Raw genomic sequence first — 20,838 nt, forward strand, 5'->3', positions numbered from 1 at the left:
CGCCCCACCGGTGTACCGGGTACCGGGCTCGGCGCAGGCGCCGCACCCGTCGCTCATGACGGCCGGGGCGCGGTGTCGCCCGCGGAGGGGGCGCACCGTACGGCGAGGGCCGCGATGTCGTCGTCGAGAGTGCCGTCCCCGTGGCGCAGCAGATCGCGGTGGAGCCGTTCGAGCAGGACCCGGGGCGGCGGGGAGGACTGCTGCCGCGCCCAGTCGGCCAGCGGGAAGAACTGCCCGAAATGGTTGCGTGTCTCGGTGACCCCGTCCGTGCAGAGCAGCATCTGGTCGCCGGGGGCGAGGGGGACGGTGTCGACGCGGTAGCCGTCGCCGATGAGGGCCGCCAGGGCGAGCGGCGGCGACGCGGCGGTGGGCTCCAGCACCAGCACGCCTCCGCAGTGGAACAGCAGCGGCGGGGGATGCCCGCAGTTGAGCAGCCTGACGAGGCCGCCGCCCTGCGGCACCTCGGCGAGCAGCGCGGTGGCGAACCGCTCTCCGGAGTCCCGGTCGGGAAGCGCCCCGCTGTAGCGGACCATGCTGGCCTCCAGGCGGCCGGCGACGCGCCGCAGGTCGGGCTCGTCGTGTGCGGCCTCCCGGAAGCAACTGGTCACTGCGGCGGCGACGCCCACGGCCGAGAGGCCCTTGCCCCTGACGTCGCCGATCAGCAGACGGACCCCGTGCGCGGTGTCGACCGCCTCGTAGAAGTCACCGCCGATCCGGGCGTGTGCCGCCGCGGCCAGATAGAGCGTCTCGATCTCGACGTCGCCGAGGCGGCCGGGCACAGGGCGCAGCAGGACCTGCTGGGCCACATCGGCGACGGAGCGCACCTGGGTCAGGGTCCGCTCGCGTTGCAGTCGGACGTGGCCCGCGTATGCGGCGGCCACGGTCACGGCGGTGATGGCCCCGGCGGTGAAGAGGGGCCCGGTGTCGGCGAAGGCGATCGCCAGACCGAGCACTGCCAGGATGCAGACCAGCCCGAGGACGACGGTGGCGGCCACCGACCACATGGAGGAGGCGAGGGCGGGCGCGGCGGGGAGCAGGCGGCTGATGGCGACATCCCTGGGCGTGGCGAAGGCCAGCGCGGCGATCAGCACGGTCAGGATCACGGGCGACAGCAGGGCAGGCTCGCAGGGGCGGCGGAGGAGCCGTCGGCGTCGTATCCGCCATGAGCTGGTCACAACTGGGATCATATCGTGACGTAAACAGACATGTAGTGCGTATGCCACCCATCCGAGCCGAAGGCCCGAGGGCCGCGGCATGGACCGGGCGAGGGGCGGCCACAGCCGCAGCCGGCGTTTCCACCGGTCGGGCCACAGGCACCGGCCGGACCGCAGCCGCACGTTTCCGGCCCGGCCGGCGTCTTTCGCGGAGAACGGCTGCGGATGTTTCCCCCGCGGGATAGGACCACACATCCAAAGAGCCGGGAAATGCCGGGGCGCACTTGACCGGTTGTCATATCCATGATTGGCGCGCCTCCGGGCGGAGCGGCCGCGTGCAAAGCCGGGCCGGCGCCCAGGTCAACGGGGGTCAGATTCCGGGGGATGCCCCGGTGAACGTCCCCGGCAGCCGCTGTACACACCGGCCGGCCGGGACCGCGAACCGACTCGGGAAAAGGAAGTACATTGGCCAGTGCTTTCACCTACGAAGAGGCTTTCGACCGGAATCTCGGCCTGCTCGACGCCGAGGACGTCGCACGGGTCAGATCGGCACGGATCGGTATAGCCGGGCTGGGCGGCTGCGGCAGCAACCACCTGCTCACCTTGGCCAGGATGGGCTTCGAGCGGTTCGCCATCGCCGATCCCGACACCTTCGAGCAGGCGAACCTCAACCGGCAGGCGGGCGCCACGGTGAGCGCACTGGGGCAGCCCAAGGTCGATGTGATGACCCGCATGGTGAAGGACATCAATCCAGCGGCGGACATCACCCTCTTCCGCCGGGGCATCGACGGGAACTCGGTGAAGGACTTCGCCGACAGCACCGATGTCGGCATCAATGCCATCGACTTCTTCAGGGCCGACCTGTATCCGCTCTTCCATGACACCTACCATCTCCAGGGCAAGCACTCGGTCGTGGGCGCATCACCGTTCGGATTCGGTGCGGCGATGACGGTGATCGGCCCCGGCAGCCCGTCCTTCTCCGAATTCTTCGGCATCACGGAGGGCGAGGGCGCCGATGAGGTGCTGCTGAAGTTCGTGGACCGGATGACTCCGGAGAAGTTCACCCGGCACTATCTGGAACCGCAGGTGAACGCGATCAGGTCCCCGCTGCGCGACACCCGTATCTCCTCGTCGGCTGCGGCACTGCAGCTGTGCGCGGCCATGACCGCGGCGGAGGTGCTGTTCATCGTCACCGGACGGCGGAAGCCGTCGCTGGCACCGCGGATCCTCCAGGTCGACCTGCTGCTGCAGTCGCTCTCCGGAGCCGGCGAGGCCGAGCACCGGCCCTCCTGACCCGCCCGGCACCCCAACCCGGGCATCCCGGCGCGGCACTGCGGACGTCGACGCGGCGGCCCGTCGCCTGACGGACCGCCGCGTCCCCACGTCAGGCTCCCGCGTGCCTCGCCGGCTGCTGCCTCCGTACGCCCAGCCGGGCCGGTTCAACCGGCCCCGGGCCGACGCGCTCCGGTACTCCTCGGCCCTGTGGACCGGTCACCGCCGGACCACCAGCACCCGGCCACCAGCAAGGAGACCCGGGGCGGCTGCACCCCCACCGTGGACAGCAGCGCCTGGGACGCCCCGGTCGCCGTCATCGCCAGGTAGCCAGATAGCCGGGTAGTCCGACCGCAGCAGCGCGGCCCGCCCCTGCGACGGCACGCCGCACATCAGCGGGCTCCGGCCGCGGCGGCTTCCTATGATGGCCGCCGTGGGCCGGCGCCGCTGCGGCGGCGCCCGTCCGACGGACCATCGACGACAGGACGGATGCCATGCCTCTCGAGGGCGAGTACGAGCCGAGTCCGGAACAGTGGGTTCGCGACCAGGTGGAGCTGTACGAGAGTTCCGGCGGTACCGAGGGGACGACCCTGCGGGGCCTGCCGGTCGTGGTCCTGACGACCCGTGGCGCCAAGAGCGGCAGGATCCGCAAGTCCCCGGTGATGCGGGTGGAGCACGAGGGCAGCTACGCCGTCGTCGCCTCGCTGGGCGGCGCGCCCAAGCACCCGGTCTGGTACCACAACATCGTGGCCGACCCCCGGGTCGAGCTCCAGGACGGCCCGGCGCGCCAGGACATGACGGCGCGTGAGGTCACCGGGGACGAGAAGGCCCTGTGGTGGAGCCGCGCCGTCGAGGCCTATCCCGACTACGCCGACTACCAGAAGCGGACGGAGCGGCAGATCCCGGTCTTCGTTCTGCAGCCGGCGCTCAAGGAGCACTGACCCGGTGTCCGTGGGCCGCCGGGGTCCGGCGGCCCACGGACCGGGGGTCACGGGGTGACGGCGATATTGGTCAGTCCGGTCACGGCGTTGGTCACCGTGTTGGAGGAGTAGACCACATTGAGGTTCCCCGAGCACTTGGACGTCGAGGTCACATCGACGGCGTAGCTGCCGACCCCGCCCAGGTCCGAGGTGTTGCCGCGCCAGCTGTTGCCGCAGCCGTTCTGGAACGTCGGTGTGGTGGCCGGGTTGTGCGTCTCGTAGCCGTTGGCGAAGGTGCCGGGCGCCGCGAAGGTGCCGGTGTTGCCCTCGATGAGGTAGCCGATGCCCTTGACGTCGATCCAGGAGTCCGCGGAGTTCTGCCCCGAGATGCCTCGGCCGTCGAAGGTGTTGCCGCGGATCACCCCGTCGAAGGTGCCCTCCTTGACGTCGATCTCCTCGGCCGCGACATACGGGCCGATCCGGTTGTTCTCCACCAGTACCCGGTCGGAGCGGTCCGCACCGGCCGAGTTGCCGTAGCAGGCCCAGTTGGAACCGGCCGAGCCGATGTAGACGCCCTCCCCGTAACCGGGCTGCACCTGGCCGGTGTACTCCACGACCGAGTTGCGGATGACACCGTCGGAGGAGGAGCTGCGGAAGTGCACGCCCTCGTCCTCGGTGTTGTGCACATACAGGCCGTCGAGGGTGGCATGGGGTGAGTTGTCGAGCACCACGCCCTTCTTGGAGTCCTGCACCGTGAAGCCGGTCAGATTCCAGTAGGGGGCGTTGTACAGCCACAGGCCGTACCCCGAGTCCCAGCCGGCGGTGGGTACCGAGCAGGACGGTCCGCTGCCCGAGGGGCCGTCGTTCACCAGCACCGCGGTGCGCGGCCCGGTGAGGGTGATCGGCTGCGCCGCGCTGCCGGCCCGCTGCGCCACAAACGCCCCGTGGTACTCCCCGGGGGCCAGTTGGATGGTCTCACCGGGTACCGCGCCCGCCAGCGCGTCGGAGAGCTGGGCGGCCGTGGAGACGTTCACGGTCGGGCCCGGCGTCCCGGTCTGGGTCGGGCTCGGCGTCGGGGTGGGGGTCGGAGTCGGAGTCGGGGTGGGCGTCGGGGTGGGCGTCGGGGTGGGCGTCGGGGTGGGCGTCGGCGTGGGTGTGGGCGTCGGCGTGGGCGTCGGCGAGCCCGGGGAGGTCCCGCCCGCACACGGCGTGCCGTTGACGGTGCAGTTGTAGGGCAGGCCGAGGCCGCCGGCGTTGAACCCGAAGCCGTCGTGCTGCCCGGGTGCGATGGCGCCGTTGTAGCTCGCATTGGTGAAGACGTAGTGCTGCCCGGTCTGCGTCCTGGTCGACGACCAGGAGTTGGAAACGGTGGTGCCGGCCGGGAGATCGAACGCCACGGTCCAGCCGGTCGAGGCGGCGTCGCCGAGATTGGTGATCGTGACGTCGGCCCCGTACCCACTGCTCCAGGAGGACCCCTGCACGATCTGGGCGGTGAGCACCGCCCCTGCCGCATGGGCCGGCAGCGCCACCAGGGCGGCGGCGACCGCCAGCGCCGCGGCCATGAGGGCACCGATGACTGGTCTGCGCATGACACTCCCGCGAGTCGTCGGTCCGCCGTCCGATTACGGGGTGCATGGGGGGTGCGGCGTACCGGAGCCATGGTGCTGACGTCATGTCAGCCGGTCAATATGCCGACCGGGATCGACCGGCCGGCCGCCGGAAATGCGGGGGATGGTCCACCCCGGCACCGCGGTCGACCGGCACCGGGGTACGCCTGGCACCCATGACCGCCACGGCGCCGGGCAGATACGGCGGCCCGCACTCGGGACCGGGCGAAACCGCAGACCCGGCCGGCGCCGGCGGACTCCCGGCAGCGGCGCGGCCGGGGCGCCGGGGGCCCGGGAGCGCTGCACCGGCAGGCGCGGCGGATCTCCGCAGTGCGTCTTGACTGCGCCCGGCGGGGCGCCCTAGCCTCACCTTGCAGTAAGCGCTTTCTATCGGCCGCTCCCCAGGACGCGGCAAAGGAGATCCCGGATGGCCCGCAGGACAATCAGCGTGATCATGAACGGCGTGACCGGGCGGATGGGCTACCGGCAGCACCTGGTGCGGTCGATCCTGGCCATCCGCGAGCAGGGCGGCGTCGTGCTCGACGACGGCGACGTGCTCTGGCCGGAACCGGTACTGGTGGGCCGCGACGAGACCCGGGTCAGGGCCATCGCCGAGCGCCACGGCCTGGAACGCTGGACCACCTCCCTCGCGGAGGCCCTGGCAGACCCGGAGGCCGAGGTCTACTTCGACGCCCAGGTCACCCAGGCCCGCGAGAAGGCGCTGCGCGCCGCGATCGAGGCGGGCAAGCACATCTACACCGAGAAGCCCACCGCCGAGTCGCTCGACGCGGCCCTGGGCCTGGCCCGGCTGGCCCGCGAGGCGGGCGTGTGCAACGGAGCCGTGCAGGACAAGCTGTTCCTGCCCGGGCTGATGAAGCTCAAGCGACTTGTAGACAGCGGTTTCTTCGGACGCATCCTCTCGGTCCGCGGCGAGTTCGGCTACTGGGTCTTCGAGGGCCACTGGCAGCAGGCCCAGCGCCCGTCCTGGAACTACCGCGCGGAGGACGGCGGCGGCATGGTCCTCGACATGTTCCCGCACTGGCGCTACGTCCTGGACCACATCATCGCGCCCGTCCGCTCGGTCTACGCCCACACCACCACGCACATCCCCGAGCGCGTCGACGAGCAGGGCCGCGCCTACCCGGCGACCGCCGACGACGCCGCCTACGGCATCTTCGAGCTCGAGGGCGGGATCGTCGCGCAGATCAACTCCTCCTGGGCCGTGCGGGTGGACCGGGACGAACTGGTGGAGTTCCAGGTCGACGGCACCGAGGGCAGCGCCGTGGCCGGTCTGCGCAACTGCCGCTTCCAGCACCGGGCGGCGACCCCCAAGCCCGTCTGGAACCCGGACCTGCCCGCCACCGAGGCCTTCCGCGAGCAGTGGCAGACGGTTCCCGACAACGCCGACTTCGACAACGGCTTCAAGACCCAGTGGGAGCTGTTCCTGCGCCATGTCGCCACCGGGTCCGAGTACCACTGGGACCTGCTGGAAGGCGCCAAGGGCGTGCAGCTCGCCGAGCTCGGCCTGCGCTCCGCCCGCGAAGGCCGCCGGCTGGACGTGCCGGAGCTGGAGATCCGATGACGACCCTTCAGCTGCCCGACGGCCCCTACCGGCTCCGCACCCCCGAGCCGCTCCCCCGCCCCGCCCGCCCCGCGGCCGGCCGCACGGCCTTCGCCGCCGCGCATGTGGTGGCCGACCCGCTCGGCGGCAACGCCCCCGGCGCACCGGCCGCCGTCGACTGGGACGCCACCCTGGCCTTCCGCCACCACCTCTGGTCGCTCGGCCTCGGCGTCGCCGATGCCATGGACACCGCTCAGCGCGGCATGGGTCTGGACTGGGCGGCGACCCGGGAACTGATCACCCGTTCCGGGGCCGAGGCCCGCGCCGTCGGCGGCCGGCTCGCCTGCGGCGTCGGCACCGACCAGCTCACCGCACCCGCCCGCAGCCTCGCGGACATCACGGCCGCCTATGAGGAGCAGCTCGCCGTGGTGGAGGCCGCGGGGGCCCAGCCGGTACTGATGGCCAGCCGGGCGCTGGCCGCACTCGCCCGCGGCCCCGAGGACTACCACGAGGTCTACGGCCGCCTCATCGCCCAGGCCCGGGGCCCGGTGATCCTGCACTGGCTGGGCGAGATGTTCGATCCCGCGCTGGCGGGCTACTGGGGCTGTGCCGAGGTGGAGCACGCGGCCGAGGCCGTACTGGCGCTGATCAAGGAGCACAGCTCCGGTGTCGACGGCATCAAGGTCTCCCTGCTGGACGCCGACCGGGAGATCGCCCTGCGCCGCGCCCTGCCCGAGGGCGTCCGGCTGTACACCGGGGACGACTTCAACTACCCGCAGTTGATCCGCGGCGACGCGCACGGGCACAGCGATGCGCTGCTCGGGGTCTTCGACCCCATCGCGGCCACCGCCGCGGCCGCCCTCCAGGCGCTGGACGCGGGCGACCTGGACCGGTACGAGGCCCTGCTCGCGCCGACCGTCCCGCTGGCCCGGCACCTCTTCGCGGCGCCGACCTTCCACTACAAGACCGGAGTGGTCTTCCTCGCCTATCTGTCCGGGCACCAGAACCACTTCACCATGGTCGCCGGAGCCCAGAGCGGCCGGTCGACCTCCCATCTGATCGAGCTCTTCCGGCTCGCCGACGCGGCCGGGGTACTCCCCGACCCCGACGTCGCCGCCGAACGGATGCGGCGTTTTCTGAGCCTCGCGGGAGTGGCGGCATGAACGGACTGGAGCGCCTGTCGCTCAATCAGATCACCACCAAGGGGTGGAGCCTGGAGGAGGCGGTACGCGGCTGCGTCGAGGCGGGGATCCCCGCCATCGGCCTGTGGCGGGACAAGGTCGCCGAGATCGGGACCGCCCGCGCGGCGGCGCTGGTCCGCGAGGCCGGCCTCGCCGTCAGCAGCCTGTGCCGGGGCGGCTTCCTCACCGCCCAGGGCGAGCAGGGCACCCGGGAGGCGATCGAGGACAACCGGCGAGCCCTGGAGGAGGCCGCGGAACTCGGCACCGACACCCTGGTCATGGTGGTCGGCGGGCTGCCCGGGGAGAGCCGCGACCTGGTCGGCGCCCGGGCCAGGGTCGCCGAACTGCTGGCCGAACTCGCCCCGTACGCAGGTGAGTTGGGCGTCCGGTTGGCCATCGAACCGCTGCATCCGATGTTCTGCGCCGACCGGGCCGTCGTCTCCACCCTGGGACAGGCCCTGGACCTCGCCGAGCAGCACCCCGCCGACCAGGTGGGAGTCGTGGTGGACAGTTACCACATCTGGTGGGATCCGCAGCTGTCGGAGCAGATCGCCCGCGCGGGTGAGCGGATCGCCTCGTACCAGGTGTGCGACTGGACCCTGCCGCTGCCCGCCGACGCCCTGCTGGGACGGGGGCATGTGGGCGACGGGTGCATCGACTTCGGGTCGCTGGGCGCCCTGGTCGCCGATGCCGGCTACACCGGCTGGATCGAGGTGGAGATCTTCAACCAGACCGTCTGGGACACCCCGGGCGAGCAGACCCTGCGGACCATGGCGGAGCGCCATCGCGCCCATGTGGCGGTGGGCTGAGGCAGCAGGCCGAGGACTGTCGCCGCTCCCCGGTCCGCTGCCGGGCGCCACCCACGCCCAGCGGCGGGCCGGGGCCGTTCAGCCCTCCCCCGGGGCCAGGTCGGAGGCATGGTCGGGGACGTAGCTCTGCAGGGACCGCGGCGGCCGCTGGTAGCCGGAGGCGACCGGGCGCGACGGCAGCTCCAGCGGCGGGCGGGCGATCTCCTGGTAGGGGACCGTGGACAGCAGATGGGCGATCATATTGACCCGGGCCCTGCGCTTGTCGTCGCTCTCCACGATGTACCAGGGCGACTCCGGTGTGTCGGTCCGCGCCAGCATCTCGTCCTTCGCCCGGGAGTAGTCCTCCCACCTGGTGATGGACTCCAGATCCATCGGCGAGAGCTTCCAGCGGCGCATCGGGTCCTCCAGCCGGCTGCGGAACCGCTGGTCCTGGACCGCGTCGCTGACGGAGAACCAGTACTTGCGCAGCAGGATGCCGTCCTCGACCAGCATCCGCTCGAAGTCAGGGCACTGCCGCAGGAACCGCCAGTACTCCTCCTTGGTGCAGAAGCCCATGACCCGCTCCACCCCGGCGCGGTTGTACCAGGAGCGGTCCATCAGCACGATCTCCCCGGCGGCCGGCAGATGCGGGGTGAGCGCTGGAAGTACCACTGGGTGCGTTCCCGCTCGGTCGGCGCGGGGAGGGCGACGATCCTGGCGATACGCGGGTTGAGGTACTCGGCGACACGCTTGATGGTGGAGCCCTTCCCGGCCGCGTCACGGCCCTCGAAGACCACCACCAGCCGGACGCCCTCGGCGCGCACCCACTCCTGCAGCTTCACCAGTTCCCCCTGCAGCCGGAACAGCTCGCGCTCGTACACCGCCCGCGGCAGCCGCCCCTCCGGTTGCTTCGACATCCCGCACCTCCTCGCCCCCCAAGGCCGCTCCGCGCTCCACGCTACGCGGGGCACGGAGGACACGCGTGGCGACCGGGGCCCCGGCAGCTCCGAGGCCTCCGCCACGGCTACTCGCCCTGGTCCCGGCTCCGACGGCTGCACCTCCCGGTGCCGCCCTGGTCCCGGCTCCGACGGCCGCACCTCCCGGTGCGCACGGAGTCCGCCGCACGTCGGGGAAACGCCGGTGCGGCGTGCCAGCGGCAAGGGTCCTCCCTCCGGCGACGCGCCCCGCGCCGTCACCGTGTGATGATGTCCGACCGTGGAAGCTGTGAACACCTCTGACGACGACGGCTCACCAGGACGGGCAGGCTACCGGCGTTCGGCCGGGTCGCCGCGCGGCGAGGCCAGGCGCCGGGAACTGCTCGCACGCGTCACCGACGACCTGGTGGCCAACGGGCTTGTGGACTTCTCGCTCCGGCGCGCCGCGCGGGCGGCCGGCACCACGCACAAGGTGCTGCTCTACCACTTCGACGGAGCCGACGACCTGCTCGGCCAGGCGGTCGCCGAGCTGCGCGGGAGGCGTGTCGGCAACGCACTGGCCTCCGTGGCCGAGCAGCCGTCCGGCCGGCCGCTGGCGGACGGGGTGCGGGCCGTGTGGCGCACTCTGCTGGAGGAGGAGACGGATCTGCGGCGGGCGCTCGACCAGGGCATCGGCCTGTCGATGTACGACCCCGACCGCTATGGCGCGCTCAGCCGGGACGCCTCGCGGCAGTATCTGCCGGTGCTGCTGTCGGTCTGCCCGGCGGACTGGTCCGAGCAGCGCAGGCACCAGGTGGCCGAGATGGTCCTCGCGACCCTTCGGGGCTTTCTGGTGGAGCTGTCGACCAGCAGGGACGACTCGGGTGTGGCGGCCGGGTTCGAGGCTCTGGCCCGGGCACTGGAGCGCGAGGAGGCCGCCGGACCCTGACCGGCGGCCCGCCCGGGACGCGGCATCGGCGGGGCTGCGTGGACGCTTTGCGAACCACGTGGTTCACTTGCTCCGGGATGAATCCGGTCCACAGGGGAGGTCGGTGCGCGCATGTCCGTGCAGCGGGAGAAGATTCGATTCATCAGTGGTGGCGCCGAGTGCGCCGCCTGGCACTATCCGGGAACCAACGGCGCCTGCGTGGTCATGGCCGGCGGCACCGCGGTGACCAAGGAACCGGGCACCGACGTCTTCGCCCGGCGGTTCCACGACGACGGGTTCTCCGTCCTCGCCTTCGAGCACCGGCGCCTGGGCGAGAGCGGCGGCATGCCGCGGCAGGTCGTACGGGTCAAGGACGAACTGGCCGACTGGCAGGCCGCGATCGCCTGCGCCCGCGGCCTGCCCGGGGTCGACCCGGCCAGGCTGGCGCTCTGGGGCTTCTCCCTGGGCGGCGGCCATGTCATCCGTACCGCCGCGCGGACCCCGGGGCTGGCAGCCGCGATCGCGCAGACCCCGCTCGCCGACGGCCCGGCCGCAGTCCGCAACGCGACACGCCACCAGACGCCGTCGGCGATGCTGCGCCTGACCCTCCGGGGCGTCCTGGACGCCGTCGGCGGGATCCTCGGCCGCCGCCCCCTGCTGGTGCCGCTGGTCGGCCCGCCCGGCACCGTCGCGACGCTGTCCTCGCCGGACGTCCTGATCAGCCCGCACCCCCTGGACCCCGGGGGCAGCCACCCGGACTGGCAGCAGGAGGTCGCCGCACGCTCCACCTTCGGCATCAGCGGCTACCGCCCCGGCCGTGACGCACCCCGGGTGCGGTGCCCGCTGATGGTCCTGGTGTGCGACCAGGACCAGGCGGCACTCGCCGAGCCCGGGGCCGTCGCGGCGCGGCAGGCACCCCGGGGCGAGCTGCTCCGGCTGCCCGGCGGGCACTATGCACCGTTCCTGGACGTCCATGAGCAGGCCGTCCAGGCCCAGCTGTCCTTTCTGCGCCGGCATCTGTCCGACGGAGGCCCCGCCGACCGTCCGGGCCCCGCCGTCGCGGGCACCGCCGCGCAGCCCGAGGGGTCGGCGTGAAGGAGATCCAGCTGTCCGCCGGGACGGTCGAGTACCAGGACACCGGCCGCGGACCCGTCGTCGTCCTGCTGCACGGCCTGCTGATGGACGCCTCGCTGTGGGACGGGCCGATCGCCGAACTCTCCGCCGACCACCGGTGCGTGGCACCGACACTGCCGCTCGGGGCGCACCGCCGGGCGATGGGGGCGGACGCCGATCTGTCGCTGCCCGGGGTGGCCCGGCTGGTGGTGGAGTTCCTCGAACGCCTGGACCTGCGGGACGTCACCCTCGTCGGCAACGACACCGGCGGGGCACTGGTCCAGTTGGTGATCCGCGAGGGCACCGCCCGGGTGGGGCGGGTCGTCCTCGCCTCCTGCGAGGCGTTCGACAACTTCCCGCCGGGGCTGACGGGCAGGACGCTGCTGCTCACCGGCAGGCTGCCGGCTCCGATGTTCGGACTGTTCATGCAGCAGATGCGGCTGCGGATGGTCCGCCGGCTGCCGATCGCCTTCGGGTGGCTGACCAAGCGCGGGGACGCCGCTGCCGCCGAATGGGTGAAGCCGGTGATGAGCCGGCCGGAGATCCGCCGCGACACCGTACGCATGCTGCGGGCGGCAGCAGCGGACACCGGCATCCTGCTCACCGCGGCCGAGAGCCTGCCGGACTTCGACCGCCCCGCGCTCGTGGTGTGGGCGCGCCAGGACCGGGTGATGCCGCCGGAGCACGGTCGGCGCCTGGCCGAACTGCTGCCGCAGGGAGAGCTGGTGGAGCTGGACGACAGCTATACGCTGCTGCCCCTGGACCAGCCGGTGGAACTTGCCCGGCTGATCCGGCAGTTCACCGGCGCGGCCCGCACCGTGTAGCGGTCGCAGCCGCACTCGGGCGCTCAGCCGCCCGCCCGAGTGCGGCCGGCCCCGGCAGCGTCCGGGGCCACCGAGCACACGGGACGTGCCGCCGGTCCACCGGCACCGAGCGCACCGGCCACCCCGCCCGGCAGGCTCCCGGCGAACCCGGTCCACCGCCGCACGGAACCGTCTCCCGGCCCGGGGCGGGGCGCCCTCGGATACCCGTGAAGCCCCGCGCCGAGACGTCCGCGGCGGCGAACCGGGGGCCTCCCCGGGCCGCCGCCCGGCGTGTCGCACGGCCCTCAGGGCCGCCGGCGGGTCCCGAAGCGCAGGCATACGGCCCGACAGCCGGCCGACCTCACGTCACATGGCCACCGCGGTGGGCACGTCGGCACCGCCTCACCCGATGGATCGTCATATTCGGATTCCGCACCCCCGCTGCGCCGCTCCAGCGGGCCCCGCCGGCAGCTCCGCCGCGCGGGACGGGCCGCCGCCGGCGGCCGGGAGGCCGCTGCGGTCACTCGGACGGCCGAGCCCCGGCCCTCCCGGCATCGGCCGCCGTGCGGGTGTTCCCGCTGGTCGCGCTCGACGGTCCGACCAGGTGACGGACTGTGACGGGCCCGGTGTGACTTGCACGCCCCCAGGGGCTGTGACTGTGTGGGGGTTGTGCTCTGAAGGGCTCCATGGACTCCGTCCCCCCGGACGGACCGATGCCGGAGGTCGTCACCGTACGCATCCTTCCGGCCACACTCCGGATATTGGGACGTTCCGCCGCCACGCGGCTTCGATCGGCACCAGGTGCCGCAGTCGTCCGGCGGACTCCATGCCTCACGATCAGAGGAGACCGACATGGCCACCGTGCAGGATGATCGCATCCGCATGGCCACCAAGCTGCGCGTGGTGTTCCTGGTTCGCGTTCTCGAAGGCGGCGAGCAGGGGTTCCGCGACGCATACGAGCAGATCCGCACCGCCGTAGCCAAGGTTCCCGGGCATCTGGTGGACCAGCTGGGCGAACCCGTCGACGGTTCCCGGCAGTGGGTGATCACCAGCGAGTGGGAGCAAGCCGAGGACTTCTACGCCTGGCAGAAGAGCGAGGAGCACCGGGCACTGGTCGCTCCGCTGCGTGCCTGGGTCGAGTCGACCGAGTCGCTGCGCTTCAACGTCGTCCGCGAGACCCGGGGAGGCCGCGGATGAACCGCTTCGACGGCCCCGTCGCCGTACTCGGCCTCGGCACCATGGGCAGCGGACTCGCCGCCCGCCTGCTCGACCAGGGCGTCCAGACCAAGGTGTGGAACCGCACCGCCGAGCGGACCGCCCCCCTCGTCGAGGCCGGGGCGGTGGCCGCCGCCCGCCCGGTCGAGGCGGTCGCCGGCACCAGCGCCGCGATCTGCACGGTCGCCGACGCCGACGCCCTCGACGCCGTGCTGAACGGGCCGGGCGGGGTGCTGACCGAAGCCCCGTACCCGGGGGTGCTGGTGTGCGCCGGCACCGTCGGCCCCGAGGACGTCGCCCGGGTCGCCGGGCAGACCCGTCAGCTGCTGGACGTCGGCATGCTGGGCAACCGGGAGCACGCCCGGGGCGGTGAGCTGCGGCTCTTCGTCGGCGGCTCCCAGGAGGCCTTCAGCACCGGGCGTCCGCTGCTGGAGCTGCTGGGCAAGGAGGTCGTGTACCTCGGCGCCCCCGGTTCCGGGATGCGGATGAAGCTGCTTCTCAACCTGCTCATGGGCATCGAGGTGCAGGCGCTGGCCGAGGCGGCCGAACTGGGCTCCGCGATGGGCCTGGACCGGCAGCAGGTCCTGGGCACCATCGCGGGGAGCGGATTCGCCTCCCCCGTGATGGCCTTCAAGTCCCGCCGGCTGGCGGCAGGGACCTTCGACAAGCCGGACTTCCGGCTGCGGCTGATGGCCAAGGACCTGCAGCTGGCGCTGGACGCGTCGACGGCCGCCGGTGTGCGGCTGCCGCTGGTTGCGGCCGCGGCCGACACCCATCTGAGCGCCACCGAGCAGGGCTACGGCGACGAGGACTGCGCGGCCGTCGTACGCGCGGTGGGTGCGGCCGCGGCGGCACCGCAGCCCGTCTGAGACCGAGGGCCGGGGCGGCACCTCCGCCGCCCCGGCCCTACCCCTCCCCGACCTCTCCCGACCTTCTGGAGTCCACACGTGATCATTGACATCCACGGGCATCTCTCGCCGCCCGAGGCCGCCAAGCACTTCCCCATGCCGCCCAGTCTCACCGATGTGGACGGCATGCTCGCCGCCCGCCGACAGGCCGGGATCGACCTCACCATCATCGGCAGCCCGGTCGGCGCGGGCGCGATGGCCCGCGTCCCGGGCGTCGACAACTACGCGCAGCCGCGGGACCGTCTGCGGGCGTTCCACGGCTGGATGTCCGGTCTCATCCGCCGGTTCCCCGACCAGCTTCGCGGCTATGTGTACGCCAATCCGTTCGGTGACGACGACCATCTGGACGGCGTCCGGGAGACCCTGGCCGACCCCGCCTTCGTCGGCCTGATCACCACCTCCAGCGTGCACGGCGAGCTGCTCGGCTCCCCGCGTGCGGACTCCTTCTTCGCGCTGGCTGCGGAGGCGGGCGTACCGGTCCTGGTGCACGCCCCGGCGGAGCCGGTCGGCACCGAGCAGGTCGTCGACTTCGGTTTTGTGGAGCAGATCGGCCGGTTCGGGGATGTCACCGCGGGACTGGCCATGATCGCCTTTGCGGGGTGGCTGGAGAAGTACCCCGAGCTGCGGCTGATCGGTGCGACCGGCGGCGGCGCACTGGCGCTGCTGCCCGACCGGCTGCAGACGGCGGCGCGGCCGCGCCACTGGGGTTCGCAGCCCCCCGGCGCCTCCGGAGAGGCCACTCCGGAGCGGTCGACCACCGCGGCGGCCGATCCCGGGGCGGCACTGCGGCGGCTGTATGTCGACACCAGCGCCTTCAGTGCGGCGCATCTGCAGCTGAACGCCGAGGTGCTGGGGCCGGAGCGGATGCTCTTCGGTACCGACTCCCCGCCGATGGCCTGCCCGCTGGAGGATGTGCTGCGTGCCGTGGAGAAGCTCCCGCTGGACGACGCGTCCCGGCAGCTTGTGCTCGGCGGCAACGCCGAGCTGCTGTTCGACCTGGAGGCACGGCCGTGACCAGTACCGAGTCATGGACGGTCGATGCCCCCCGCACCTTCCCCACGGCGGCCGCCGAGGCGGCGGCGCAGGGCTGTCCGGCGTTCCGCCGCGATCCGCACTCCGTCTACGCCGAGCTGCGTGAGGGCGCACCGGTCTGCCCGATGCGGCCGCCGCACGGCCTGGAGACCTATCTGATCACCCGTTACGAGGACGCGCGCAGCGCGCTGGCGGACCCGCGGCTGAGCAAGGACATGTTCGGCGCGATGGACTCCTACCGGAGGATCTTCGGCGAGGACTCCACCGCCATGGACGACCACATGCTCAACTGCGATCCGCCCAAGCACACCCGGCTGCGGCGGCTGGTCGGCTCCACCTTCACCCCGCGGCGGGTGGAGTCGCTGCGTCCCCGGGTGCAGCAGGCCGCGGTGACGCTGCTGGACGCCTGTCCGCAGAACGCACCGGTGGACCTGCTGGAGTCCTTCGCCTTCGCGCTGCCCGTCCTGGTGATCTGCGACCTGCTCGGCATCCCCACCGAGGACCGGGCCATGGTGCAGGGGTGGTCCACCACCGTGGCCCGGACCGGCTTCGACCCGCGGTCCCGGGAGGCCGGCCGGCGCGCCGAGGGGGAGCTGCACCGGTACTTCGCCGGCCTCATCTCGCGCAAGCGGGAGCACCCCGGCGACGACCTGCTGAGCGCGCTCACCCGGGCCCGGGACGGCAGCGGACGGCTGAGCGAGCAGGAGCTGCTCTCGACCGCCTGGCTGCTGCTCTTCGCCGGGCACAAGACCACGGCGTATCTGATCGGCAACGCCGTCCACCATCTGCTCTCCCATCCCGCGCAGCTCCGGCTGCTGCGGGAGCGTCCGGGGCTGATGGAGAGTGCGGTCGAGGAGCTGCTGCGGTTCGACGGGTCGGTGGAGAGCGCGACCTTCCGCTATGCCGCCGAGGACCTGACCATCGCGGGCACCCGTATCCCCAAGGGGGCGCTCGTCCAGATCTCGCTCAGCTCGGCCAACCGCGACCCGGAGAAGTTCGAGGCTCCGGACCGGCTGGACATCGAGCGGTCCGGGGGTGCCCACGCCCATCTGGGGTTCGGGCACGGCATCCACTACTGCCTGGGTGCGCCGCTGGCCCGGATGGAGACCCAGATCGCGCTGGCGACCCTGTTCGACCGCTTCCCCCGGCTGTCCCCGGCCGAACCGTGGGCTCCGGCGCGGTGGTTGGAGGTGCCGTTCCCCGCCTTCCGGGGTCTGGCGGCACTGCCGGTGGTGCTGGACCCGGACCGGTAGAAGCGACCCCGGCGCGGTGGTCGGCGCGCCGGGGCGGGCGTACCGGGGGCGAGCTGAGTCGCCCCCGGTACGCGAACCGGATCAGGTGTCCCGTTGACTGATGGTCCGTCAGTTACCGAAGAGCTGGCGGAGCTTCAGTGCCAGTTCGTACACGCCGTACCCGAAGGGCGCGGCCACCCAGAGCCAGACCAGGACCAGCAGGCCCCGGCGGCGGACCTGATCGGGCTGCGCCGTCATGTCCTGCGCCGTCTCCTCCTGCGCGCTCAACTCTGCGCTCCTCTCTGCGCCTCGGCCGCCGGTGCGGTCTCGGCCGGGGCGGGCTCGTGGTGGCGGGGGTGGACCGGGCGGATGCACTCGTTGGCCACCAGTCCGACCAGCAGCAGGGCGATCATGATGGTGACCGAGAGGGTGTAGAGGGCGGGCCCGCTGTGCCCGGCCCGCTTCTGGCTGTCGGCGACCGCGTTGACGATCAGCGGGCCGGCCACCCCCGCGGTGGACCAGGCGGTGAGCAGCCGGCCGTGGATGGCACCCACCTGATAGGTGCCGAACAGGTCCTTGAGATAGGCGGGGACGGTGGCGAAGCCGCCGCCGTAGAACGACAGGATCACCATCGCGCAGAGGATGAACACCGGCTTGGAGGCGTTCCCCACCAGGGCGATGACCAGGTACATCAGTGCCCCGGCGCCGAGATAGAGCCGGTAGATGTTCTTGCGGCCCACCAGGTCCGAGGTGGAGGACCAGACGATCCGCCCGGCCATGTTCATCAGCGAGAGCAGCGCGACAAAGCCTGCCGCCGCCGCGGCGCTGACCGGGGTGCGGGTGCCGGCGAAGAAGTCCCCGATCATCGGGGCGGCCTTCTCCAGGATGCCGATTCCGGCGGTCACATTGACGCAGAGCACCACCCACAGGCACCAGAACTGCGGGGTCCGCAGGGCGTTGCGCGCCGAGACCTCGCCGGTGGCCGCCGCGGTACGGGAGGCCGTCGCGGACCCCTGTGCCCCAGCCGGGAGCCAGCCCTCCGGCGGTACCCGGACCAGCAGCACGCCCAGGGACATGAAGACCGCATAGACCACGCCCATCACCAGGAAGGTCCGCGCGATGCCCGAGGAGTCGGTGCCGAAGGAGGAGAGCAGCTGGGTGGACCAGGGGGAGGCGATGAGCGCTCCGCCGCCGAACCCCATGATGGCGATCCCGGTGGCCAGTCCGGGCCGGTCGGGGAACCACTTCATCAGCGTGGAGACCGGTGAGATGTATCCGATGCCGAGGCCGATGCCGCCGACGAAGCCGTAGCCCAGGACGACCAGCCAGTACTGCCGGGTGGCCGCGCCCGCGGCGGCGAGCAGGAACCCCGCGGAGAAGCAGACCAGCGAGACCAGCATCGCCCGGCGGGGGCCGTTGCGCTCCACCCAGGTGCCGCCGAAGGCCGCGGAGAGGCCCAGCATCACGATCGCGACCTGGAAGGGCAGCGCGCTCTGGGTACCGCTGAGGTGCACGACGACTCGAGCGGCGGTTTGAAGACGCTCCAGGCGTAGGCCTGGCCGATGGCCAGATGGATGGAGAGGGCGGCCGGGGGGACCAGCCAGCGGCTCCACGACGGCGGGGCGATGGACCGGGAGCGGGAGAGGAACCCTGGGTACGCCGTTGACGTCATGCCGGCTGCACGTCCCTTCTCGACCAGATGAATGGTGAAGATTGAACGACTCTCCGGGGCCGGTGGCAAGGGATTGCGCAGCGATCCTGCTGATACGGACGGGGCGGCCGGGGTCACCCGGGGCCAGTCAGGGTCACCCGGGGTCGGTCAGGGAGCCTTGAAGAGGGCGGGGAAGGCAGGCGCCAGCCACGGCTTGCGGCCCCAGGACAGCACCTTGCCGCGGAGCATGACGGACTGCAGGCCGACCCGGCCCAGGGCCAGCAGGAAGAAGGCCACCGGTTCGATCAGGATGGTGCAGTCGGGCCGCCGCGGTGGCTCGGCGGTGACGACGGCCGTGCCGTCGGTGATGGTGACCGCGAAGCGGGAGCCGCCGCGCAGCCGCATCGCATAGCAGCCGTGGTGCCCGGCGGCGGCGCTCGGGTCGATGACCATGGGCATACCGGCCAGCAGGAAGGGCATCGACAGCTCCACCCGGTCGCGGTCGACCATGTGCGGGCGCCCCAGTGCACGGGCGATGTCGTACCCGTGGGCGAGCATATGGGCCAGCAGATAGCAGCTGAGGGTGCCCAGGTCCATGGGGCCCAGCGGGCTCACCACCGGCTCGGTCGCGGGCCGCCGGGCGGCGGCGCGGGCGAAGTCCCGGGCATGCCCGGCGGTCGCCTCGGCCAGCACGGCGGTGTCCCGCTCGGTGTAGTCGGCCAGCGACCTGGCGTTGGCCTCGGCGAGGCTGCCCGGGGTGCCGTCGCCGTAGGGGCGTTCACGGCCGTCGGCGATGTCCGCCATCAGCTCATTGGCCACGGCGAGATGCGCCGCCGCCTCGCTGACGGTCCACTCGGCCCCCGGGATGAGCCGCGTGGTGCCGTCGGGACAGGTCCGCAGCAGGTCGGCGATCTCCTCGGCGACGGCGGTGGCGGCATCGAGCAGTGGTGCGCCGACTGCGGCTGCGGCGTGGGGTGCGGTCATGGGGCTGAAGCCTGGGGCAGAGCAGGGGTCGCTGTCCAGACCTGCCGCGGGATCGCCGATGCACCTGTGACCTGGGCGGGTGCTCTCGCCGGCGCCGGAGCCGGGCGGCGGAGGTGCCGCATGCGGGGCGGTGGCGGGCCGTACGCGGGGCGGCAGGGGTGCGGTGCCGGTGCGGATCCGGCGGCCCGGAACGCGCTGTGCACGTGAAATTCACACGCCATGTCTACCCGCGTAGGCGCCGATCACGATGTCATGGACACAGCCACCGAACCAGGCCGGACCCCACCCCCGGACCGGCTGACCCACCGTCACCATCCGTCCGCCCGGCACCGGTCCCCCCACCGGCGCAGAGCCTGCCGCCCGCCCGCCGGGCGCACCCACGGGACATGCGTCCCGCCCCAGCACGCGACCGCGCGCGTCCGCACCTCCCCCGGTCGCGGACGCCTCCACACATCCGGAGTCTGGAGACACCCATGCGCATCAGCCCCCCGCGACGCGTGGCTCTGGCCATCGCCGCCATCGGCACCGCAGCGGCCACCGCGCTCACCCCCGTCGCTGCCCGGGCCGCCACCGGCGGCTACTCACTGCTGGTCTTCCCGGACCAGAGCCACAGCAGCGTCTATGACTTCATCAACTCCGCCACCTCCTCCATCGACGTCACCATGTACGAACTGCGCGACACCACGGCGGTCACCGACCTGGTGAACCGCAGCAAGGCAGGGGTCGCCGTCCGGGTCGTCCTGGACGGCGCGCACACCTCGGTGAACGGCTCGGCGTACTCGACGCTCAAGGCCGCCGGAGTCGGGGTGGTCTACTCCTCGACGGCGTTCGTCTACACCCACCAGAAGACCCTCACCGTCGACGGCGCCAGGTCGCTGATCACGACCGGCAACCTCGACTCGACCTACTACGGGAACGACCGCGACTACGGGGTCTTCGACAGCGACTCCGCTGATGTCGGCGCCATCGAGCGGGTGTTCGCCGCCGACTACGCCAAGACCTCCGTCACCCCCACGGACGGGGACACCCTGGTGTGGTCCCCGACCGACTCGCAGAGCCGGCTGCTGGGCCTGATCAACGGCGCACAGCACAGCCTCGATGTGGAGGAGCTGGAGTTCGGCGACTCGGCGCTGGTGAACGCGATCGTCGCAGCCGAGAAGCGCGGGGTGGCCGTGCGGGTGGTCGGTATGGACCCGAGCAGTTACCAGAGCTACTTCAAGCAGGTGAAGACCGCCGGCGGAGCGGTGGTGACCTACTCCTCCAGCAGCGGCCTGTACGTCCACGCCAAGGCCGTCGTGGCCGACCACGGGACCTCCACCGCCAAGGTGTTCGCGGGCTCCGAGAACTTCTCCGACAACTCGCTCAACCACAACCGCGAACTCGGCCTGATCACCACCGACACCGGTGTCGAGAACGGCATCGAGTCGACCTTCACCGCCGACTTCGCCGGCGGCACGCCCTTCTGACCGCGGTCCTGCACCCCTGCGGGGCGCGGGGAGGCGGTACGGCCCGCCCTCCGCCGGACCCACGGGGACGCAGGCCCTTCCCTGCGCCCCGCCGCGGCGCCGGACGGGC

At 72.3% G+C, this 20,838-nt stretch carries 17 protein-coding genes and 2 pseudogenes; 13 read left to right on the plus strand and 6 right to left on the minus strand.

The window, feature by feature from the left end; genetic code table 11:
* Nucleotides 1-53 precede the first annotated feature (53 nt).
* Entirely contained in the window at nucleotides 54-1,103 is a 1,050-nt protein-coding gene (locus AB0761_RS06535; protein WP_377273951.1) for a PP2C family protein-serine/threonine phosphatase, read from the minus strand.
* 516 nt (nucleotides 1,104-1,619) lie between these two features.
* On the opposite strand from AB0761_RS06535, the gene AB0761_RS06540 reads away from it, so the two are divergent.
* Nucleotides 1,620-2,447 (plus strand): ThiF family adenylyltransferase, encoded by an 828-nt coding sequence (locus AB0761_RS06540; RefSeq protein WP_377268011.1) that lies wholly within the window; start codon nucleotides 1,620-1,622, stop codon nucleotides 2,445-2,447.
* 473 nt (nucleotides 2,448-2,920) lie between these two features.
* On the plus strand, nucleotides 2,921-3,367 hold the full coding sequence (locus AB0761_RS06545; RefSeq protein ID WP_377268012.1) for a nitroreductase family deazaflavin-dependent oxidoreductase: 447 nt from the start codon (nucleotides 2,921-2,923) through the stop codon (nucleotides 3,365-3,367).
* Nucleotides 3,368-3,414: 47 nt separating this feature from the next.
* On the opposite strand, the gene AB0761_RS06550 is transcribed toward AB0761_RS06545, so the two are convergent.
* On the minus strand, nucleotides 3,415-4,935 hold the full coding sequence (locus AB0761_RS06550) for a cellulose binding domain-containing protein (RefSeq protein WP_377268013.1): 1,521 nt from the start codon (nucleotides 4,933-4,935) through the stop codon (nucleotides 3,415-3,417).
* 445 nt (nucleotides 4,936-5,380) lie between these two features.
* On the opposite strand from AB0761_RS06550, the gene AB0761_RS06555 reads away from it, so the two are divergent.
* Genes AB0761_RS06555 through AB0761_RS06565 form a run of 3 tightly spaced genes read left to right on the plus strand, consistent with a single transcriptional unit; the run spans nucleotide 5,381 to nucleotide 8,504 of the window.
* Entirely contained in the window at nucleotides 5,381-6,535 is a 1,155-nt protein-coding gene (locus AB0761_RS06555; RefSeq protein ID WP_377268014.1) for a Gfo/Idh/MocA family protein, read from the plus strand.
* Nucleotides 6,532-7,677 (plus strand): dihydrodipicolinate synthase family protein, encoded by a 1,146-nt coding sequence (locus AB0761_RS06560; protein WP_377268015.1) that lies wholly within the window; start codon nucleotides 6,532-6,534, stop codon nucleotides 7,675-7,677. The genes AB0761_RS06555 and AB0761_RS06560 overlap by 4 nt, the downstream gene beginning before the upstream one ends.
* Nucleotides 7,674-8,504: a sugar phosphate isomerase/epimerase family protein gene (locus AB0761_RS06565; RefSeq protein WP_377268016.1), complete on the plus strand. Its 831-nt coding sequence runs from the start codon at nucleotides 7,674-7,676 to the stop codon at nucleotides 8,502-8,504. The genes AB0761_RS06560 and AB0761_RS06565 overlap by 4 nt, the downstream gene beginning before the upstream one ends.
* Before the next feature lie 78 nt (nucleotides 8,505-8,582).
* Here AB0761_RS06565 and ppk2 read toward each other — a convergent pair.
* Nucleotides 8,583-9,400, minus strand: a pseudogene (gene ppk2 / locus AB0761_RS06570) (polyphosphate kinase 2).
* Nucleotides 9,401-9,707: 307 nt separating this feature from the next.
* Here ppk2 and AB0761_RS06575 point away from each other — a divergent pair.
* The 7 genes from AB0761_RS06575 to AB0761_RS06605 all read left to right on the plus strand — a co-directional run bounded on the left by AB0761_RS06575 (nucleotide 9,708) and on the right by AB0761_RS06605 (nucleotide 16,649).
* Complete coding sequence (locus tag AB0761_RS06575) at nucleotides 9,708-10,346, plus strand: TetR/AcrR family transcriptional regulator (RefSeq protein WP_377268017.1); 639 nt, start codon at nucleotides 9,708-9,710, stop codon at nucleotides 10,344-10,346.
* A 111-nt stretch (nucleotides 10,347-10,457) separates the two neighbouring features.
* Nucleotides 10,458-11,420 carry an alpha/beta hydrolase gene (locus tag AB0761_RS06580; RefSeq protein ID WP_377268018.1) on the plus strand — a complete coding sequence of 321 codons (963 nt, stop codon included), beginning with the start codon at nucleotides 10,458-10,460 and terminating at the stop codon, nucleotides 11,418-11,420.
* On the plus strand, nucleotides 11,417-12,262 hold the full coding sequence (locus AB0761_RS06585; protein WP_377268019.1) for an alpha/beta fold hydrolase: 846 nt from the start codon (nucleotides 11,417-11,419) through the stop codon (nucleotides 12,260-12,262). Before AB0761_RS06580 ends, AB0761_RS06585 begins: the two co-directional genes overlap by 4 nt.
* A gap of 831 nt (nucleotides 12,263-13,093) precedes the next feature.
* Nucleotides 13,094-13,438: an antibiotic biosynthesis monooxygenase family protein gene (locus AB0761_RS06590; RefSeq protein WP_377268020.1), complete on the plus strand. Its 345-nt coding sequence runs from the start codon at nucleotides 13,094-13,096 to the stop codon at nucleotides 13,436-13,438.
* Nucleotides 13,435-14,325, plus strand: coding sequence for an NAD(P)-dependent oxidoreductase (locus tag AB0761_RS06595; protein ID WP_377268021.1), 891 nt, complete (start codon nucleotides 13,435-13,437; stop codon nucleotides 14,323-14,325). The genes AB0761_RS06590 and AB0761_RS06595 overlap by 4 nt, the downstream gene beginning before the upstream one ends.
* Nucleotides 14,326-14,403: 78 nt before the next feature.
* Nucleotides 14,404-15,378, plus strand: coding sequence for an amidohydrolase family protein (locus AB0761_RS06600; protein WP_377268022.1), 975 nt, complete (start codon nucleotides 14,404-14,406; stop codon nucleotides 15,376-15,378).
* The gene (locus AB0761_RS06605) at nucleotides 15,375-16,649 is read left to right on the plus strand and encodes a cytochrome P450 (RefSeq protein WP_377268023.1); all 1,275 of its coding nucleotides are present in this window, start codon (nucleotides 15,375-15,377) and stop codon (nucleotides 16,647-16,649) included. Before AB0761_RS06600 ends, AB0761_RS06605 begins: the two co-directional genes overlap by 4 nt.
* 108 nt (nucleotides 16,650-16,757) lie before the next feature.
* Here the strand turns inward: AB0761_RS06605 and AB0761_RS06610 are convergent, their stop codons facing one another.
* From AB0761_RS06610 to AB0761_RS06620, 3 genes and pseudogenes are all read right to left on the minus strand, one after another.
* Nucleotides 16,758-16,916 carry a hypothetical protein gene (locus AB0761_RS06610; RefSeq protein WP_377268024.1) on the minus strand — a complete coding sequence of 53 codons (159 nt, stop codon included), beginning with the start codon at nucleotides 16,914-16,916 and terminating at the stop codon, nucleotides 16,758-16,760.
* Nucleotides 16,913-18,300: pseudogene (locus tag AB0761_RS06615) on the minus strand (OFA family MFS transporter). The gene AB0761_RS06610 and the pseudogene AB0761_RS06615 overlap by 4 nt, the downstream one beginning before the upstream one ends.
* A 147-nt stretch (nucleotides 18,301-18,447) precedes the next feature.
* Nucleotides 18,448-19,263, minus strand: coding sequence for a maleylpyruvate isomerase family mycothiol-dependent enzyme (locus AB0761_RS06620; RefSeq protein ID WP_377268025.1), 816 nt, complete (start codon nucleotides 19,261-19,263; stop codon nucleotides 18,448-18,450).
* 473 nt (nucleotides 19,264-19,736) lie between these two features.
* Between AB0761_RS06620 and AB0761_RS06625 the strand changes: the two genes are divergently transcribed.
* Nucleotides 19,737-20,729, plus strand: coding sequence for a phosphatidylserine/phosphatidylglycerophosphate/cardiolipin synthase family protein (locus tag AB0761_RS06625; protein WP_377268026.1), 993 nt, complete (start codon nucleotides 19,737-19,739; stop codon nucleotides 20,727-20,729).
* The last annotated feature ends 109 nt before the right edge of the window (nucleotides 20,730-20,838 follow it).

Origin of the sequence: Peterkaempfera podocarpi (assembly GCF_042466665.1) — a bacterium.
GTDB lineage: Bacteria > Actinomycetota > Actinomycetes > Streptomycetales > Streptomycetaceae > Peterkaempfera > Peterkaempfera podocarpi.

Coding starts and splice junctions, on each gene's coding strand:
- AB0761_RS06545 (WP_377268012.1), top strand. CDS start 2,921: ATGCCTCTCGAGGGCGAGTACGAGCCGAGTCCGGAACAGTGGGTTCGC.
- AB0761_RS06550 (WP_377268013.1), bottom strand. CDS start 4,935: ATGCGCAGACCAGTCATCGGTGCCCTCATGGCCGCGGCGCTGGCGGTC.
- AB0761_RS06555 (WP_377268014.1), top strand. CDS start 5,381: ATGGCCCGCAGGACAATCAGCGTGATCATGAACGGCGTGACCGGGCGG.
- AB0761_RS06560 (WP_377268015.1), top strand. CDS start 6,532: ATGACGACCCTTCAGCTGCCCGACGGCCCCTACCGGCTCCGCACCCCC.
- AB0761_RS06565 (WP_377268016.1), top strand. CDS start 7,674: ATGAACGGACTGGAGCGCCTGTCGCTCAATCAGATCACCACCAAGGGG.
- AB0761_RS06580 (WP_377268018.1), top strand. CDS start 10,458: ATGTCCGTGCAGCGGGAGAAGATTCGATTCATCAGTGGTGGCGCCGAG.
- AB0761_RS06590 (WP_377268020.1), top strand. CDS start 13,094: ATGGCCACCGTGCAGGATGATCGCATCCGCATGGCCACCAAGCTGCGC.
- AB0761_RS06595 (WP_377268021.1), top strand. CDS start 13,435: ATGAACCGCTTCGACGGCCCCGTCGCCGTACTCGGCCTCGGCACCATG.
- AB0761_RS06620 (WP_377268025.1), bottom strand. CDS start 19,263: ATGACCGCACCCCACGCCGCAGCCGCAGTCGGCGCACCACTGCTCGAT.
- AB0761_RS06625 (WP_377268026.1), top strand. CDS start 19,737: ATGCGCATCAGCCCCCCGCGACGCGTGGCTCTGGCCATCGCCGCCATC.